The sequence below is a fragment of the Hyphomicrobium sp. genome (assembly GCF_035687085.1).
Lineage (GTDB): Bacteria > Pseudomonadota > Alphaproteobacteria > Rhizobiales > Hyphomicrobiaceae > Hyphomicrobium_B.
Genome location: NZ_DASRYS010000006.1, coordinates 92,770 through 109,398, shown reverse-complemented (window position 1 = coordinate 109,398; position 16,629 = coordinate 92,770). Strand labels below are relative to the sequence as shown.

General features: G+C 61.0%; 18 protein-coding genes. 10 read left to right on the top strand and 8 right to left on the bottom strand.

The genetic code is table 11. From position 1 onward, the window contains the following. Nucleotides 1-24 precede the first annotated feature (24 nt). The 7 genes from VFG26_RS05685 to VFG26_RS05655 all read left to right on the top strand — a co-directional run bounded on the left by VFG26_RS05685 (nt 25) and on the right by VFG26_RS05655 (nt 5,776). Nucleotides 25-1,320 (top strand): PIF1 family ATP-dependent DNA helicase, encoded by a 1,296-nt coding sequence (locus VFG26_RS05685; protein ID WP_325023126.1) that lies wholly within the window; start codon nt 25-27, stop codon nt 1,318-1,320. Between the two features lie 267 nt (nt 1,321-1,587). Then, nucleotides 1,588-2,064 (top strand): phasin family protein, encoded by a 477-nt coding sequence (locus VFG26_RS05680; RefSeq protein ID WP_290994006.1) that lies wholly within the window; start codon nt 1,588-1,590, stop codon nt 2,062-2,064. 149 nt (nt 2,065-2,213) lie between these two features. Continuing rightward, nucleotides 2,214-2,720, top strand: coding sequence for a GNAT family N-acetyltransferase (locus tag VFG26_RS05675; RefSeq protein ID WP_325023488.1), 507 nt, complete (start codon nt 2,214-2,216; stop codon nt 2,718-2,720). A 161-nt stretch (nt 2,721-2,881) separates the two neighbouring features. After that, on the top strand, nt 2,882-3,415 hold the full coding sequence (gene ppa / locus VFG26_RS05670) for an inorganic diphosphatase (protein WP_325023122.1): 534 nt from the start codon (nt 2,882-2,884) through the stop codon (nt 3,413-3,415). 199 nt (nt 3,416-3,614) lie between these two features. Further along, nucleotides 3,615-4,412: a 4-hydroxy-tetrahydrodipicolinate reductase gene (gene dapB / locus VFG26_RS05665; protein ID WP_325023120.1), complete on the top strand. Its 798-nt coding sequence runs from the start codon at nt 3,615-3,617 to the stop codon at nt 4,410-4,412. 56 nt (nt 4,413-4,468) lie between these two features. After that, a complete protein-coding gene (locus VFG26_RS05660) occupies nt 4,469-5,131 on the top strand; it encodes a 2,3-bisphosphoglycerate-dependent phosphoglycerate mutase (RefSeq protein ID WP_325023486.1) in 663 nt (220 codons plus the stop codon). Between the two features lie 27 nt (nt 5,132-5,158). Next, nucleotides 5,159-5,776, top strand: coding sequence for a DUF4337 domain-containing protein (locus tag VFG26_RS05655; protein WP_325023118.1), 618 nt, complete (start codon nt 5,159-5,161; stop codon nt 5,774-5,776). Here VFG26_RS05655 and VFG26_RS05650 read toward each other — a convergent pair. Next, nucleotides 5,756-6,796 carry a M23 family metallopeptidase gene (locus VFG26_RS05650; RefSeq protein WP_325023116.1) on the bottom strand — a complete coding sequence of 347 codons (1,041 nt, stop codon included), beginning with the start codon at nt 6,794-6,796 and terminating at the stop codon, nt 5,756-5,758. The genes VFG26_RS05655 and VFG26_RS05650 overlap by 21 nt on opposite strands. A 120-nt stretch (nt 6,797-6,916) precedes the next feature. On the opposite strand from VFG26_RS05650, the gene leuB reads away from it, so the two are divergent. Beyond that, a complete protein-coding gene (leuB, locus tag VFG26_RS05645; RefSeq protein WP_325023114.1) occupies nt 6,917-8,032 on the top strand; it encodes a 3-isopropylmalate dehydrogenase in 1,116 nt (371 codons plus the stop codon). Between the two features lie 169 nt (nt 8,033-8,201). On the opposite strand, the gene VFG26_RS05640 is transcribed toward leuB, so the two are convergent. Further along, the gene (locus VFG26_RS05640) at nt 8,202-8,645 is read right to left on the bottom strand and encodes a hypothetical protein (RefSeq protein WP_325023111.1); all 444 of its coding nucleotides are present in this window, start codon (nt 8,643-8,645) and stop codon (nt 8,202-8,204) included. 273 nt (nt 8,646-8,918) lie between these two features. Here VFG26_RS05640 and VFG26_RS05635 point away from each other — a divergent pair, with 273 nt between their 5' ends. Beyond that, on the top strand, nt 8,919-9,947 hold the full coding sequence (locus VFG26_RS05635) for an aspartate-semialdehyde dehydrogenase (protein ID WP_325023109.1): 1,029 nt from the start codon (nt 8,919-8,921) through the stop codon (nt 9,945-9,947). Here VFG26_RS05635 and VFG26_RS05630 read toward each other — a convergent pair. The 6 genes from VFG26_RS05630 to dapF form a co-directional block, all read right to left on the bottom strand. Beyond that, nucleotides 9,944-10,453: a MarR family transcriptional regulator gene (locus VFG26_RS05630; RefSeq protein WP_325023107.1), complete on the bottom strand. Its 510-nt coding sequence runs from the start codon at nt 10,451-10,453 to the stop codon at nt 9,944-9,946. The genes VFG26_RS05635 and VFG26_RS05630 overlap by 4 nt on opposite strands. A 210-nt stretch (nt 10,454-10,663) precedes the next feature. After that, on the bottom strand, nt 10,664-11,275 hold the full coding sequence (locus tag VFG26_RS05625) for a septation protein A (RefSeq protein ID WP_325023105.1): 612 nt from the start codon (nt 11,273-11,275) through the stop codon (nt 10,664-10,666). 5 nt (nt 11,276-11,280) lie between these two features. Beyond that, complete coding sequence (locus tag VFG26_RS05620; protein ID WP_325023103.1) at nt 11,281-11,913, bottom strand: inner membrane-spanning protein YciB; 633 nt, start codon at nt 11,911-11,913, stop codon at nt 11,281-11,283. 58 nt (nt 11,914-11,971) lie between these two features. Next, nucleotides 11,972-13,126, bottom strand: coding sequence for a signal recognition particle-docking protein FtsY (ftsY, locus tag VFG26_RS05615; protein ID WP_325023101.1), 1,155 nt, complete (start codon nt 13,124-13,126; stop codon nt 11,972-11,974). Beyond that, complete coding sequence (gene mtaB / locus VFG26_RS05610; protein WP_325023099.1) at nt 13,123-14,385, bottom strand: tRNA (N(6)-L-threonylcarbamoyladenosine(37)-C(2))-methylthiotransferase MtaB; 1,263 nt, start codon at nt 14,383-14,385, stop codon at nt 13,123-13,125. The genes ftsY and mtaB overlap by 4 nt, the downstream gene beginning before the upstream one ends. A 73-nt stretch (nt 14,386-14,458) precedes the next feature. Further along, on the bottom strand, nt 14,459-15,328 hold the full coding sequence (gene dapF, locus VFG26_RS05605; RefSeq protein WP_325023097.1) for a diaminopimelate epimerase: 870 nt from the start codon (nt 15,326-15,328) through the stop codon (nt 14,459-14,461). Nucleotides 15,329-15,835: 507 nt separating this feature from the next. Here dapF and VFG26_RS05600 point away from each other — a divergent pair. After that, the gene (locus tag VFG26_RS05600; protein ID WP_325023095.1) at nt 15,836-16,393 is read left to right on the top strand and encodes an acyloxyacyl hydrolase; all 558 of its coding nucleotides are present in this window, start codon (nt 15,836-15,838) and stop codon (nt 16,391-16,393) included. Nucleotides 16,394-16,629: the final 236 nt, after the last annotated feature.

Sequence of the window (16,629 nt, the reverse complement as noted above, 5' to 3'; positions counted from 1 at the left end):
GGCCATCGCGAGCCGCTGCACCCAGTGATCGACTGGCCCAAGGGCGTGACGCCCACACCCGCGTTCGAGCGCGCCGCCGCCTTCATGAAGGAAGAGAGCGGCAACCTCTTCGTCACCGGCCGGGCCGGAACGGGCAAATCCACGTTGCTCAGAGCGCTGCGCGACGCCTACGAGGACCGCATGGTCGTGCTCGCGCCGACAGGCCTCGCCGCAATCAACATCGGCGGCCAGACGATCCATTCCTTCTTCGGCTTCCCGCCGCGGCTCATCCAGGACGACGATATCCGGCGCAGCCGCAACGGCCGCGTCATGCGCGAACTCGATTTCGTCGTCATCGACGAAGCCTCGATGGTGCGATCCGACATGATGTGGGCCATCGACCGCTCGCTTCGCGTCAACCGCGGCCGCGCGCGCGAGCCCTTCGGCGGGGCCCGCATCCTGCTGTTCGCCGATCTCCACCAATTACCGCCTGTCATCCAGGAGCGCGAGGTTTTTGACCACCTCGTAGAGAAGCATGGGAGCCCATTCTTCTTCTCAATCGAGGCCCTGCGCGAAGGCAACGGCACCGCGCTTTTGGAGCTCGAGCAGATCTTCCGTCAGACCGACGACGCGTTGATCCACGTGCTCAACGCCGTGCGCGACGGCAACGTGTCGGACGACGATCTCGCCTTCATCAACAAACGCGTCAATCCGATCCGCACGCTGGCGGAAGGCGAGCCGTACGTGATTTTGACGCCGACGAATGCTGCCGCCAAGCGCATCAACACGGCCTATCTCGACGCCCTCAAAGGCGAGCCGGTGACGTTCAACGCCAATATCACTGGCGACTTCGCAACGAACGTGCAGCCCGCAGACGTGGCGCTGCAGTTGAAGCCCGGCGCCAAAGTGATGATGCTGAGGAACGATCCCGACCGGCGTTGGGTCAACGGCACCGTCGCCCGCGTCTCGCGTCTGACCGAGAAACAGGTCTTCGTTGAAGTCGGAGGCAAGGAATACGAGGTCGAGCAGGTGGCCTGGGAACACCGGCGCTACGCATTCGATCAATCCGCCGACAAGATCGTCGAGACCATCGCCGGCACCTTCAAACAGTTTCCCCTGCGGCTCGCTTGGGCGCTGACCATCCACAAGGCCCAGGGGCTAACGCTCGATAAGGTCTATATCGATCTCGGTGGTGGGACCTTCGCGCACGGCCAAACTTACGTCGCGCTCTCCCGCTGTCGCACGCTGGAAGGCCTCGCATTGGCTCGCCCACTCACCCGCCGCGACATTATGTTCGATCCGAGCGCAGTGGGCTATCGTGATGTTTTTTCAAAACTTTGACCGATTTGAATGAGGCGGACGCCCTCTTCGCATCTGCGAAGGAGAGGATAGGGGGTGACTGCCCACTCGGGTCAGGCTATAATCAAATATTAAGACATATGGACGCGATTTACGCGACCAAACTTCCTATTTCACGACGTGCACAGCAAAAACTTGTTGCATCGCACAATAGCTTTGCTTATATAACGAGCAATGGTTTCGCCGGCGGCGCCAGACTGCTCTTTAGGAAGTCCCGCTTACATTTATTGAAAAATTAGGAGTCACCCCATGACCGACGCCTTCACCCGCCAAGTCCAAGACTTCACGAAGCAGGCCCAGGAGATGTTCACCGCGGGCAAAGACGCCAAGGTTCCCGAGAATATCTCTGCTTTTGCAGAAGACGCGATCGCCAAGTCGCGCGACGCCTATCACAAGTTCACCTCGCTCGCGAAAGACAACGCCAAGGTCGCCGAGGAAGTCCTTCTGACGACGCAGGCTGGCGCGAAGTCGATCGGCGAGAAGATCGTTGCCAACACGCTCGCTAACACCGAAGCCGCTTTCGAAGCTGCGCAGGCAATGGCACGTGCACGCACGTTCCCGGAAATCGCTCGTCTGCAGGCCAACTATTGGCAGCAGCAGTTCGCGGTTGCGGGTTCGCAGTCCAAGGAACTCTTCGAGCTTTCCAACAAGGTCACGAAGCAGGCTCTCGAAACGGTTGGCGCCGCGACGACGAAGTCCTTCGAACAGTTCAAGAGCGTAGGCTAACAAAGAGCGGTGCGACGGCCAGTATTTTTGGCGCGTCGAGTGGGGCACTTCCTCTAATAAACAGGCGCGGAACGTTCCGCGCCTTTTTTATTTTCAATGTCACGCGAAGCGTTGATGCGTTTCGTGCAGCTTGGCGCTAGACTGTGCGTATGCTGAACCAGAACCTCGAGGTTTCTGTCCGCAACGCCCGCCCGGCCGACGCCGGCGAGATCACCCGCGTGTTTCGAGAGTCCTGGCGGCACGCCTACACCGGCATTCTGCCGTCGCTCCATCTCGAACGCGAAATCATGCGACGGGACGCGCTTTGGTGGCGTCGCGCTATCGCAACGGATCGTAATCTTCTCGTCGCCTTGCATGGCGAAACGATCGCCGGCTATGCCTCGTGCGGCCGTGCGCGCGGCGGTGGCCGCGATCTCGGCGAGATCTACGAACTTTATCTCGCGCCCGTTTACCAAGGCCTCGGCATCGGTGAACACATGTTCGAAGCATGCCGCGCCACGCTCGATGGCCTCGATCTTGAGCGGTTGATCGTCTGGGCGCTGGAAGCCAACGATAGAGCCCGCGCGTTCTATCTCCGCTGCGGAGGCCGTCCTACGCGACGCTCCTGCGTGCGTTTCGGGAATGTGACGAGCACCCGCATCGCTTTCGAGTGGTAAGGACACCTCGCAGGGATATTCTGCGTGTGAGTTCGGTTGGATGGCCGCACGCTCCTTTTGCCGCATAGGACGCTTATAAACTGTGACCTAAGCGGTCCTGTGCGACTGCTCTTCCCGGTAAGGGTGGCCGCCAACCCGAATGAATTAATTGAGGTCCATGCATGCGTCTTGACGCCATCAAACCCGGCAACAATCCGCCGGATGATATCAATGTCGTAATCGAAGTGCCGGTCGGCGGCGAACCGATCAAGTACGAGATGGACAAGGCCTCAGGCGCGCTCATCGTTGACCGCTTCCTCTACACGCCGATGCGCTATCCGGGTAACTACGGCTTCATTCCCCATACGCTCGGCAGCGACGGCGATCCGATCGACGTTCTCGTCTGCAACACGCGTGCAATCGTGCCGGGCGCCGTCATAAACTGCCGCCCCGTTGGCGTTCTCGTCATGGAAGATGATGGCGGCGGCGACGAGAAGATCATTGCAGTCCCCTCGAGCAAGCTGACCAAGCGCTACGAGCAGGTGACGACCTATACCGATCTGCCCAAGATCTCGCTCGAGCAGATCGAGCACTTCTTCTCCCACTATAAGGACCTCGAGCCCGGCAAGTGGGTGAAGATCGATCACTGGGGTCCGGTCGAAGAAGCCAAGAGCCTCATCGTTCAGGCCCTCGAACGCGCCAAAGCCCACGTCTGACGCTCGTTTCGCAGCAGTTGCTCGCCGCGAACGGCATCGGTCTGGCGAATTCGCCGGGCGTGCCCTTTACGGTTGAGCAACCGCATTGCTATACCGGCCTCACTGGACGGCAACCACGCTGACGCGCCGGCTCGATGCAATTCAACGCATGTTGCATGAGCCGCCGCTAACGTGACCACAGGAAGCTACCGGAGACGTCATGAAGATCGCCGTTATGGGCGCGGCCGGCCGGATGGGCCGCGAACTGATCCGCGCGATCGCCGCCGAACCCGGCTGCAGCGTTAGCGGCGCCCTCGAAACGCCGGGCTCCTCGCTGCTCGGAAAAGATGCCGGCGAACTCGCGGGCATCGAGCCTCTCGGTGTCGCGGTGTCGAGCGACGCGGCTGCCGTGATCGCCGCTGCCGACGCCATTGTCGATTTCACGATACCCAAAGCCAGCATCGAATTCGCCCGCCTCGCCTCGACCTCGGCCACGGCCGCCATCATCGGCACGACCGGCTTTGATGCCGAAGGCAACGCCGCGATTGCAGAAGCCGCGAAGTTGACGCCGATCGTCAAGGCTGGAAACATGAGCCTCGGCCTCAATCTTCTTCAAGCCATTACCCGCCAAGTGGCCGCCGCTCTCGGGAACGACTACGACATCGAAATCGTTGAGATGCACCACCGGATGAAGGTCGACGCGCCGTCGGGAACCGCATTGATGCTTGGAGAAGCTGCCGCTCAAGGGCGTAACATTGCCCTTGCCGAACATTCTGTTCGCGTGCGCGATGGGCATACCGGCCCGCGCCGGGTAGGCGACATCGGTTTTGCAACGGTGCGCGGCGGCAGTGTCGTCGGCGATCACACGGTGATCTTCGCTGGCGACGGCGAACGCATCGAACTGACCCACCGCGCCGCCGATCGCGGAATTTTCGCTCGTGGTGCCGTCAAGGCGGCTCTGTGGGCAAAGGGCCGCTCGCCCGGTCTCTACGCTATGACCGACGTATTGGGCATCTAACAGATCCATAGCCGAACGCTGCTTGGAGACGCCGGGATGAGGAAATGACGGACGCTCTGACAGACAATATTCTCGTGCTTGTCCGCCATGGCGAGAGCGAGTGGAACAGGCTCAATCTCTTCACGGGCTGGCGCAATCCAGACCTAACGGAGAAGGGCGTTATCGAAGCGCGCGTCGCCGGCCGGATGATCCGCGAACATCGCGTCAAGTTCGACATCGCTTTCACGAGTGCCCTGAAGCGTGCGCAACGCACCCTCGACATCATCCTGTCGGAGCTTCACCAGACGGACGTCCCAATCATTCGCGATGCCGCATTGAATGAACGCGACTACGGCGCGTTGTCGGGTCTCAACAAGGACGAGGCGCGCAAGAAGTGGGGCGAATCCCAGGTACGGCTCTGGCGCCGCTCCTACGACGTTCCTCCGCCAGACGGGGAAAGCCTGAAGGATACGCTCGAGCGCGTTCGTCCCTATTACGACAAGGCCATCTGGCCTCAGATCACCGCCAGCAAGAACGTCATTATCGCCGCGCACGGAAATTCACTGCGCGCCCTGGTGATGATCCTGGAAAATCTGTCAAAAGACGAAATCCTCGAGCGCGAGCTCGCCACCGGCGCGCCTATTCTCTACAGGCTCGGCGCCGATGGTAAGGCGATCGACCGCAAGGACCTCCTCCCCGCACGCTCCCTTGCAGCGCCGCCAGAAGATCGTATCATCTAGACGGAGCGCATCGGCCGGGGGGTTCGGATGGCGGCGTTGGACGATCTCGTCGGCGACAAGGCCGCCGGCACCACGGGTGCCAAGAGCACCCACACGCGCGAAAAGCTCATCGGCGTCTACGTCGGCATTCTCGCTGTTGTTCTTGCCCTCAGCAGTCTGGGCGGCAGCAACGCCCAGCAGGACGCAACCCAACACAACATCGCCGCCTCGAACATCTGGTCGTTCTTCCAGGCCAAGAACGCCCGCCGTCAGGCGCTCAGGCTCCACGTCGACGACTTCGAGGTGATGCTGCAGGCGACGCCCGCGATGCTCGGCGACGTTCGCAATTCAATCGAAGCGAAGCTCGCCGATTACAAAAAGCAGGATCAACTCCTCACCACCGATCCCGAGCGCGGCGAAGGCCTCGACGAACTCTTCCAGAAGGGCAAGGCGCTGGAAGCCATGCGCGACGAGGCCTTGAAGCGCAGCCCCTATTTCGATTACGGCCAGGCACTCTTGCAGATCGCGATTGTGCTTGCCTCCGTAGCCCTCATCTCAGGCGGCAACGTCCTCCTCTTCGGAAGCTTTCTCGTCGGCGCGCTCGGAGCGGTACTGACGGCCGGCGGCTTCACGCTGGCCTTCCCGCTACCGGGCTTCCTGTCGTGACGCCTCGTTGAGATCAAATTCGACGAGGTTGGTTGCGATTACGCCTTTGTCACGAATAAGCTCGACGCGGCCATTGTAGCGGCCGACCGGCCAGGAATCGCCAAGGCGCCGCTTCCCCGCGAACGCGACGAACGTCGCCTTATCGCGTTCGAGCGGAGGCGCTTGCTGATCGAGGATATCGCCGCGCGGACCAGACGCGACGAAGCGCACCTGATCGCCCTTCTGCAGATTGATGAAGCGGCCGTAGAGGATGAGCGCCGGGGATGAAGGCGTGAGCGCAACGACATTGCTGTGATCGGCTTCGAGCGACTCGACCGTTGGCGGCACGCCGGCAAACCCAACACCGATCGTCTCTCCGTTCTTATAGGGAAATGCCGCCGCGGCCTGCGGCTCCCAAAGGCCGGGTCCCCGTGCGTTGGTATCGCATTTCCCCTCCACCGCATCGGGCAGGAAAGGATCAATCGTCCGCCCGTCATGACGAACGCTGATGTGGACGTGCGCGAAGTCGGCGAGGCCCGAGAACCCGGCGTCGCCCAGCGGATCGCCGCGTTTCACGGTCTGCCCCTTGGCGACGCGCACGCTACCCTGCCGCATGTGACAGTACTGGGTTTCCCAGCCGCCGCCATGATCGAGAATGACGCCGTTCCCGCATTCGCGCCCGGCAACATCCTGCGGCTTGGCTTTCTTGAAGAAGACATCTTGCACGCCATCGCGGATCGCCTTCACGGTACCGTCGGCGGATGCGAGAACGTTAACGGGCGGGTTCGTGGCAGCGGCTGACAGCAGGCGGAAATCGACGCCGCTGTGCTTGTCGTAAGTCGCCCGGCCGCACATGTAGTCCCGGGCCTCGCGCCCCGGATCGATGTCGACGTAGTTCTGAATGAAGCACGTCCTGTGGGGCTGGCAGACGAGCGGCAGCGACAGGACAGGCCTGTCATCCGCGAAGGCCCCCGAAGGAAGCAGGAGCGGCAGCAGCGGCCCTAGGGCCAGCGAAACGAACCGGGACCGTTGAACCTGCATGGACCCCCCTTGCGCCAAGGTGCGGTTTTTTGCGGCCAAGAGCTTGCCGCGCGCCTGTCCAAACGCTAGCACTCCCCCCGACTGATTTCCCCTCTTGAGTTGACCAAGGATTGTTAACGGATGACGACGCACACCCTTCTTTTGCTCCCCGGCGACGGCATCGGCGTCGAAACGATCGCAGAGGTTGAGCGCCTCATCACGTTCTTCAACGACAAGAGCAAAACCGTCCGCTTCGAGGTCGAGCGCGATCTCGTCGGCGGCGCAGCTTACGACGCCCACGGCGTGGCCATCACCGATGAAGCCATGGCCAAGGCCGAAAAAGCTGACGCTGTGATTTTCGGCGCCGTCGGCGGACCGAAGTGGGCAAATGTTCCCTATCAGCACCGTCCGGAAGCCGGCCTCCTGCGCCTCCGCAAGGACCTCGATCTCTTCGCCAACCTTCGCCCGGCGATCTGCTACCCCGCACTCGCCGACGCCTCGAGCCTGAAGCGCGAACTCGTCGAAGGCCTCGACATTATGATCGTGCGCGAGCTGACGGGCGGCGTCTACTTCGGTGAGCCCAAGGAAATCGTGACGCTCGAGAATGGCGAGCAGCGTGCCGTCGATACGCAGGTCTACACGACGCGCGAGATCGAACGCATTACGAAGGTCGCCTTCGACCTCGCGCGGAAGCGCCGGAACCTCGTCCACTCGGCCGAGAAGCACAACGTCATGCGGTCGGGGCTGCTCTGGAAGAAGGTCACGACCGAAGTCCACAAGTCCTACGCCGCCGACGTCAGGCTCGAGCACATCCTCGCCGACAACTGCGCGATGCAGCTGATCCGCAATCCCAAGCAGTTCGACGTCATCGTGACCGACAACCTGTTCGGCGACATTCTCTCCGACGAAGCTGCGATGATGACGGGTTCGCTCGGCATGCTGCCTTCCGCATCACTCGGCGCACCCGACGCCAAGACCGGCCGCCGCAAGGCACTCTACGAGCCCGTCCACGGCTCCGCGCCCGACATCGCCGGCAAGGGCCTGGCAAACCCGATCGCGACGATCGCCTCGTTCGCAATGGCGCTGCGCTATTCCTTCGATCTCGGCACCGAAGCCGATCTCGTCGAAAAGGCGATCGCCAACGTTCTGGATAAGGGCCTGCGCACCGGCGACATCATGCAGCCCGGCATGACCAAGGTCGGCACGAGCGAGATGGGCAAGGCTATCGAAGCTGAACTGACGGCGCTCGCGGGCTGAGTCAGGCACGCCTCGGGAAACGTTTATCTCGCAGTCGAGAGCCGGCCCTGGGTCCCGGCTCTTCGCTGCGCTTCGGCCGGGATGACAAGGAGCGAAACTCGCGAAAGTTTGTCATCCCGGGCGAGCCAACTTGCGAGACCCGGGACCCAGCCGCAAACGTCCAAATAACCTAAACGGCTGGTTCGTCCTTGCAGGCGCTCGGCTGGCCTTGAATGGCCCCGCGCGCGGTCCAGCGCGGCTTGCCCTCCCCCGGCGCCGCCTGCTCGGTGCGCGACACGAAGTAGAATTCATAGCAGTTCGTATCGACTCGGGCGACGCGGTAGCAGCCGCCCGTCGCGTCGTAATCGTAGATGGTGCACAGCGTGCCTTGCGTGATCGACCAATGGCCGGTCAGCGTCATGTCGCGCTCGACGTATTTCAGCCGCCCGTCTTCGCCGTAATGCTCGGTAAAAACCTTGCCGCTCACATAGCGGCCATCGAGCGTTGCACCCTTGAAGCGCTGCAGCTCTTCATCGTTGAGCCACGCACTAATCGCCGACACCTGCGGCACGAGTGCCGGCGCGCAGAGCGCCAGCCCTCCAATGGCAAGCATCGTCAACTTCAACGGATTCACGGCGTCCCCCTTTTCTTATTTCGCGATACGCGAGTTGTGGCCGCTACTAACCTCATAAGATGTTTGCTTCGCGGCGGCGGAGGATCCGCACTCAACATCTCTCTCTATGCGGCGTTCCATTAAGAACGCGTACACCGCGAGCGGCACGTTCGCTCCGCAACTCGACAATCCTTGAAAATCATGGGCTACCCGCGTATGTGAAGCCCCTGACAACAGACGCGCCGCGCGGGCAAGCGCTCGCGCCAAAACCAAGATTTTCAAGGACATAACGCCATGGGCTATAAGGTCGCCATCGTCGGCGCCACGGGCAACGTAGGCCGCGAGATGTTGAATGTGCTCGCGGAACGCAAATTCCCCGTCAGCGAGCTTCATGCCTTGGCTTCACGCCGTTCGCTGGGCACGGAAGTTTCCTTCGGCGATCGCGTCATCAAATGCCAGGACCTGGAAACGTTCGACTTCACCGGCGTCGACTTCTGCCTGATGTCCGCAGGCTCGACCGTGTCGAAGGAATGGTCGCCCCGCATCGGCGCTCAGGGCACGATCGTCATCGATAACTCGTCCTACTGGCGCTACGACCAGGACGTGCCGCTCGTCGTGCCGGAAGTGAACGCCGACGCCGTTCGCGGCTTCGCCAAGAAGAACATCATCGCCAACCCGAACTGCTCGACCGCGCAGCTCGTCGTCGCCTTGAAGCCGCTGCACGACGCGGCAACCATCAAGCGCGTCGTCGTCTCGACCTATCAGTCGGTTTCCGGCGCGGGCAAGGAAGCCATGGACGAACTCTGGCAGCAGACGAAGGGCAAGTACGTGCCCGGCCAGGAAGTGGATCCCAAGAAGTTCCCGAAGCAGATCGCGTTCAACTGCATTCCTCACATCGACGTCTTCATGGAAGACGGCTACACGAAAGAGGAATGGAAGATGCTGGCCGAGACGAAGAAGATCTTGGATCCCAAGATCAAGCTGTCGGCGACATGCGTGCGCGTGCCGGTCTTCGTCGGCCACTCCGAATCCGTCAACATCGAGTTCGATAGGCCGATCAGCCCCGAGGAAGCCCGCGAAATTCTGCGCGCCTCGCCCGGTATCGTCGTCATCGATAAGCGCGAGCCTGGCGGCTATATCACCCCGGTTGAAGCGGCAGGTGAGTTCTCGACGTTCGTTTCGCGCATCCGCGAAGATGCGACCGTCGAAAACGGTCTGGCGATGTGGATCGTCTCCGACAATCTGCTGAAGGGCGCGGCCCTCAACGCCGTCCAGATCGCAGAGACGCTGATCAATCAGCGCCTCGTCACGAAGGCTGCTTAATCACCGCGCCGAAGACTTGCAGAGGGAGCGCCCGCAGATTTGCCGGCGCTCTCTTTTTCGCCGAGCGGATCGAGCGCCTGGATGATCGTGCCGAGGTCCTGAAGAAAGCGATCTCTGTGCTGGGCAGGCAAGCTCGCCAGAATGCGATCATCGACCCTCCGAGCCAGAGGCTCTCGCGCCTTCAAGATCTTTGCGCCCTCGTCCGTCACCTTGACGGCGTAAGCGCGCGCGTCCTCTCGCGTGCGGCGGCGTTGCAGCAGGCCCTTCTTCAACATCCGGCGGACGACGTCCGCCAGCGTCGACCGGTCGATGCCGGTAAGCTCGACGAGCTGTGTCTGGTTCACGCCCTCGTTCTGAGCGACTGTAAGGAGGATGGCAAATTGGCGAGGCGTTAGATCATCGCCGCCAAGTTCGGTTTGGAAGAGATCGGCCGCACACTGTCCGGCCCTGTGTAGAAGATGCAAAGGCGACCGCTCAAGGCGGTTGGTCGGAGTCTGACGTGCCATTCCATGCCCCAGTGCATTCCGTCATCTCCTTTCGGTTTCGATCGGCGTCCGGGACAGAGAGCCCAGAACGCCGCCAAGACGAAATGATAAATGCTCACCGCTTCTAATTCCTGAAAAGAAACACCACGCCGGGTGCTCCGTCCAGCAAAAAGACAAACGGTGTTCAAAATCTTGCTGATAACGGTAGGGGATTTAGGCTTACGCTGCGAATTACGATGCGTTCGGCCCATCAGGCGCCGTGGTCTCGTATTTCTTCAGAAGACCGATTTGAGCTAGGGCGAAGACAAATGTGATCGGCATAATGCCGAATACCTTGAATGCCACCCAAGTGTCCGTGGAGAAAAACCTCCACATGACTTCGTTGAGAATGGCCAGGAATACGAAAAATAAAGCCCAGCGGAGAGTGAGAATTCGCCATCCCTCTTCCGACAGTCGCATGACGTCGCCGAAAACGATCTTGAGAAACAGGCGTCCCGAAAGGAGGCCCGCGATCAGAATGGCAGCGAACAGCCCATTCACGATCGTCGGTTTGATCTTGATGAAGTGGTCGTCCTGAAGCCACAGCGTCAGACCGCCGAACACGAGCACGAAGACCCCCGTGACGAGCGGCATTGTCGCGATGCGGCCGAGAAACGCCCGCGATGCGGCCAGCGAGACAACCGTCGCCACCATGAACGCACCGGTGCCCGCAAAGATTCCGAACCGGCTGTTGATAATGAAGAACACGATCAGAGGGCCGAGCTCGACGGCGAGCTTGATCAGCTGCTTGCGATCGAACTGGGGTTCTTCGGCCGTGCTCGGCATCTTATTCTGGTCCGCCATGTCTTTCAGCCTTCAGCGTGAGAGGGGTCAGGCAGACGATACTTCTGCATGACCCTCGTCAGGATCCAGGCGTAAACGCCCGACACGGGTAGCACCACAGCGACCTTGAACAAGATCCAGACGTTCACACCGTCCATCTCGTGCCCGAGAATGTGGTACATATGATTTTCTTGGAAGGCCTGACGGACATATTCATTCGCCGCGGCGGTCAAGAAGAAGAAGAGCGCAAAGCTCCACGTGAACTTGTGCCAGCCTTCATCAGTATAATGAAACGTCTTCTCGAACACGTACTTGAAGAAGTTCTGGTTGAGCCAAAGCCCGGAAATCAGGAACACGCCGAACAGGGCGTTAAAGATCGTCACTTTGATCTGAACCCACATCGGATCGTTCGTGATGATCGTGAGCGCAGCGAAAACAATTGTTACGCTTGACGCGATGAGCGGAAAGATCGGCGGCCGGTGGAACATGTAAAGCATCACGCCGATGGCCAGAAAGGTCGTGGCGATCAGCGCCCACGTACCCGCGTTGATGCCGAAGAACGCGTTGACGACGAACATCGTGACCAGCGGTCCGAATTCGCTGAGAATGTTGATTGTCTGCTCGGCGTTGAATGGAAAAAAGCGCTTCCGTGCCTTCATCAATGGAGGATTCCCGATATTCAAGTCTTGCGTCATATGGCGTTCCGTTCCCCGAAAGTCAGATGCCGGCAATGGCACGTGCGAAGTCCGCGGCTGAAAAGGCTTGCAGATCGTCCGCCCCTTCACCCACCCCGATGGCATGCACGGGCAGCCCGAACTTGGCTGCAATGGCGACAAGAATGCCGCCGCGAGCGGTCCCGTCGAGTTTGGTCATGATCAACCCTGTCACACCGGCGCGGTCCCGAAACACTTCGACTTGGCTCAATGCGTTCTGACCCGTCGTAGCATCAAGCACAAGAACTACGTCCTGCGGTGCTGCCGGATCTAGTTTCTTCAGAACGCGTGTGACTTTTTCGAGTTCTTCCATCAGCGCCTGCTTGTTTTGCAGGCGTCCGGCCGTATCAAGCAGAAGCACATCGGCGCCAGTCTCTTGCGCCTGTTTCAACGCATCATAGGCGAGACCGGCTGAATCACCGCCGACAGCGCGCGCGACAACGGGCACGCCCGCGCGCTCGCCCCAGACTTTCAGCTGATCGATGGCAGCCGCACGGAACGTATCGCCTGCGGCGAGAACAACCGACTTACCTTCAGCTTTGTATTTGTTGGCGAGCTTGCCGATCGTGGTCGTCTTGCCGGTGCCGTTGACGCCGACCATCATGACGACGTGCGGTTTGTGCGACGAATTGATGACAAGCGGCTTTGCGACAGGCATCAGCACGCGCTCGACTTCGGCCGCGAGGATGGCGCGGACCTCGTCCGCCGAAATGCCCTTCTCGAAACGTCCCTTGCCGATCGCATTCGTGATGCGGGTCGTCGTCTCGAGCCCGAGATCCGATTGAATGAGCAAGTCTTCGAGATCATCGATCGTGTTCGCATCGAGCTTGCGCTTGGCGAACAGATCCGTGATGCCGGACGTCAGCTTCGACGAGGTCTTGCCGAGCCCCGATTTCAGCCTTTGCAGCCAGCTTTGCTTGACGGGTTCGGGCTTCACCGGCTCAGGCACTGGCGCGATCGGAGCAACAGCTGCGGGAGGCGCAGGCTCCGGAGCCGGAGGCTCTGGCACTGCAGCCGGAGGCTCTGGCGTCGAAACTTCAGGCGCTGCCTTCTGGGCCGCATCTTCGACAGGCTTTGCTTCAGGCTCTTTGGCAGGCTCAGACCCGCCTCTGAAGAAGCGGCCGAAAAGCCCTCTGCCTTTTTCCTTGGGTTCGCTCACGAGATGGCCTCGCCCACGAGCCGCTGCGTTTCAGCGCGTGTGATGTGTGTTCGGACGATCGTACCAGCGCTCAGCGCGCGCTCACCTTGCATCAAAACCTCTGCATATTGTGGCGTGCGGCCGTTGCCATCGCGTTCGATTAGCACTTCGACCACCTGCCCCCGTTGACTCTCTAAATACGAACTGAGCACCGCGCTTCCCTTATCGCGCAGCCGGGAGGCGCGCTCCTTGACGATTGCGCCGTGAACTTGCGGCATGCGCGCAGCGGGCGTTCCCCGGCGCGCAGAAAATGGAAAGACGTGCAGATAGATCAGTCCGCATTCATCGACGATGTTCATGGAATTCTCGAACATGTCGTCCGTCTCGGTTGGAAATCCGGCGATGAGATCGGCGCCGAACACGATGTCGGGTCTGAGCTTCCGCGCGCTCTCGCAGAATGCAATCGCATCGGCCCGCAAGTGCCGCCGCTTCATCCGCTTCAATGTCAGATCGTCGCCAGCCTGCAGCGACAGATGCAGATGCGGCATCAATCGCTCCTCTTCGCCAAGCGCAATCATCAGATCCGCATCGGCTTCGACTTGATCAATCGATGAAAGCCTGAGCCGCGCGAGCTCGGGCACATGCCGCAGCACCTGGCGCACAAGCTTGCCGAGCGTTGCCTCTCCCGGCAGATCGCGCCCGTACGACGTAATGTCGACACCCGTCAGCACGACTTCGAAATACCCGCGCTCGACGAGCGAACGCACCTGATTGACGACCTCGCCCGCTGGCACCGAACGCGACGGACCGCGTCCATACGGAATGATGCAAAACGTGCAGCGATGGTCGCATCCATTCTGAATCTGCAAATAAGCGCGCGTATGCGAATGGAAACCGTCGATCATGTGCAGCGCCGACTCGCGCACGCTCATGATGTCATTGACCAGCACCCGCTCGCTTGAAGCCGTCGAAAGCCCGGAGAAGGTCGCAGCCTTCATCTTCTCGGAATTGCCGACGACGTGATCGACTTCCGCCATGTCGGCAAAGCGCTCCGGCTCGATCTGCGCCGCGCATCCGGTCACGATGATGCGCGCCTCGGGTCTCGAACGCCGCAGCTTGCGGATCGTCTGCGCCGCCTGCCGCACGGCTTCGCCGGTCACGGCACAGGTATTGACGATGACCGCGTTATCAAGCCCCGCCTCGCGCGCGTGACGTCGCATAACCTCGGATTCGTAAACATTCAGCCGGCAGCCGAGCGTTATCACTTCGGGTTCGGACATAGGCGCTCTGTTGTCGTTCCTTTGAGAGGCGCCCGCCCGCGGTGCAGGTGAGCGGTCCGATTGAGACGCCGGACTAAACCGACACCTTCGCCAATTTCGAAAAATCGATTGCGCCCTCGTACTCGAATTCAACGGGGCCCGTCATCAGAATGTGGTTATTGTTCGCCCACTCGATATGCAGATCACCGCCAGGCAAAGTCACTTTGACACTGCGGCCTGTCAGCTTCTTTCGCGCAGCGGAAACAGCCGCAGCGCATGCGGCAGAACCGCAGGCGAGCGTCAAACCTGCGCCACGCTCCCAGGTCCTCAGCAGAATGGATGAGTCCGAAGTCACCTGCGCCAGCGAGATGTTCGCCCGCTCCGGAAACACCGGATGGTTCTCGAGCAACGGCCCGAAGCGGCCGAGGTCATAGAGATCGAGATCCTCGACCCAGAAGATCGCATGCGGATTGCCGACATTCACCACCGACGGCGAATGCAGCACCGGCTCGTCGATCGGCCCGACTTGCAGTTCGATGGCCCGGGTATCGCGAAACTCTTCAGAGAGCGGGATGTCCTGCCAGTCGAATTTCGGCTCGCCCATATCGACCGTGATCGACGCCTGGCTTTTGACGACCGTGTCGAGCACGCCGGCGCGCGTTTCTGCCTGGAATTGGCTTCCCGCCCCGCCTTGCGCCAGATACCAGCCGACGCAGCGCATGCCGTTGCCGCAGGCACCCGCCTCCGACCCATCGGCATTGTAGATCCGCACGAAGGCTTCCGTGCCCGCCGTTTTGGGCGCGTGCAGAACCATCATCTGGTCGAACCGCGACATGCGGTCGGCAGCGACCGCTGCGGCCTCTTCAGGCGTGAACACCCGCGGGCTGTTGCGCAGATCGACGACGACGATCTCGTTGCCGAGCCCGTTCATCTTGAGGAAGGGAATGGTCGATGCCGTATTCATGCAAGCCTATATGGCGAGAAGCGCCAAAAATGACAATCGCAACGCACGGATCCCGCGGGCAGCGGCCGTAGCGCCGCAGATGCCGAACTTGTATGATCGGTCATCGAGGCCGCAACGCCTGCCGCTGCGGAACAAGCAGCCGCCCTGAGCCGTTGGGCGCAGCAAAAGCTTCGTTTTGTTTCAAAAAACGCCCGCGTCGCCCGTGAGATTGCAAATGACGCCGTACTCAAAGCCTCTCTTCTTCAAAACTGCCTTCGCCCGCGCCCGCCCGTGCTATTGCTACGGTTGTATTTGCCTCACGCCCGACGAACGCGCCTACGAGCGCCGGGTATTCAGGCTGGTGCGCGCCTGGAGCAAAGAGTTGAAGCGGCGTAGGCACGCCTAGCAACTCGGCCAGCTGGCCAGTGTGACAAGAGCGCAAGCGCCGCCGCGATTCTGCGCGCCTCGCCTTGCCGGAAATCGCGAAACCGCGCACAAGGAGCGCTCCAAGCCCCGGGGGTGAGCGCTTTGCGGATCAAGAATTTCGCACAGGTCGCAGCGTTTGCCTGCATTTTTGCCGCCGCTGCCAGCACCGGTGCGGCAGCCGGCGATCTCCTCTACGCCCTGAAAATCGGCGTTTTGGCCCATGACGTGCCGGACCTCTGGAGCGGCTTCCAGGTCGAGCGCAATGCCGCAGACATCAATATAGAAGCGCAGTTCGCCGCCGCCTGGGCGCTTCCCTGGGGCGCCGTTCGCCCCGTCATAGGCGGCTCGATCAACACCCGCGGCGATACCAGCAACGGCTATATCGACGCGCGCTGGCAGGGAGATTGCCCGTCAGGGCTGTTCTTCGGCCTGGGCCTGGGCGCGGCCATTCACGATGGGGAAACGGGCGGACCCGGGTCTGACCCCGATAAGAAATGGCTGGGCTCGCGCGTTCTGTTCCACATCCCGATGGAAGTTGGCTACCACCTCGACGAGCATTCCGACGTCTCGGTCTATTTCGAGCACATGTCGAACGCCTACACGCAGAAGTACAATGAAGGCATGGACCGCATCGGCCTCCGTTATGGCTACCGGTTCTGAACCGGCCTCCTGCGCGTGCGGCCGGCTCCGCGTAGCGGAGTCGCAGGCGCCAACAAAGTTGACTTTTAGGGCCCTTTCCCCCATACCACCCCCATTCCGACGGCCCTGAAACCAGAGCCGCCGCCCTGCACATGGACTACCCATCTCAAAATGGGCCCGGGAGGCAGGGGGGTTAACATCCGGCGGCGCGTGGCGCTCCCGGGTGCGTTTGTGCTTTGCGCACGCTTTGCGCACGG

Excerpts from the sequence above, each read along its gene's own strand:
- VFG26_RS05680 (WP_290994006.1), top strand. The coding sequence starts at position 1,588 with ATGACCGACGCCTTCACCCGCCAAGTCCAAGACTTCACGAAGCAGGCC.
- VFG26_RS05675 (WP_325023488.1), top strand. The coding sequence starts at position 2,214 with ATGCTGAACCAGAACCTCGAGGTTTCTGTCCGCAACGCCCGCCCGGCC.
- ppa (WP_325023122.1), top strand. The coding sequence starts at position 2,882 with ATGCGTCTTGACGCCATCAAACCCGGCAACAATCCGCCGGATGATATC.
- dapB (WP_325023120.1), top strand. The coding sequence starts at position 3,615 with ATGAAGATCGCCGTTATGGGCGCGGCCGGCCGGATGGGCCGCGAACTG.
- VFG26_RS05655 (WP_325023118.1), top strand. The coding sequence starts at position 5,159 with ATGGCGGCGTTGGACGATCTCGTCGGCGACAAGGCCGCCGGCACCACG.
- VFG26_RS05650 (WP_325023116.1), bottom strand. The coding sequence starts at position 6,796 with ATGCAGGTTCAACGGTCCCGGTTCGTTTCGCTGGCCCTAGGGCCGCTG.
- leuB (WP_325023114.1), top strand. The coding sequence starts at position 6,917 with ATGACGACGCACACCCTTCTTTTGCTCCCCGGCGACGGCATCGGCGTC.
- VFG26_RS05635 (WP_325023109.1), top strand. The coding sequence starts at position 8,919 with ATGGGCTATAAGGTCGCCATCGTCGGCGCCACGGGCAACGTAGGCCGC.
- VFG26_RS05630 (WP_325023107.1), bottom strand. The coding sequence starts at position 10,453 with ATGGCACGTCAGACTCCGACCAACCGCCTTGAGCGGTCGCCTTTGCAT.
- VFG26_RS05625 (WP_325023105.1), bottom strand. The coding sequence starts at position 11,275 with ATGGCGGACCAGAATAAGATGCCGAGCACGGCCGAAGAACCCCAGTTC.
- VFG26_RS05620 (WP_325023103.1), bottom strand. The coding sequence starts at position 11,913 with ATGAAGGCACGGAAGCGCTTTTTTCCATTCAACGCCGAGCAGACAATC.
- mtaB (WP_325023099.1), bottom strand. The coding sequence starts at position 14,385 with ATGTCCGAACCCGAAGTGATAACGCTCGGCTGCCGGCTGAATGTTTAC.
- dapF (WP_325023097.1), bottom strand. The coding sequence starts at position 15,328 with ATGAATACGGCATCGACCATTCCCTTCCTCAAGATGAACGGGCTCGGC.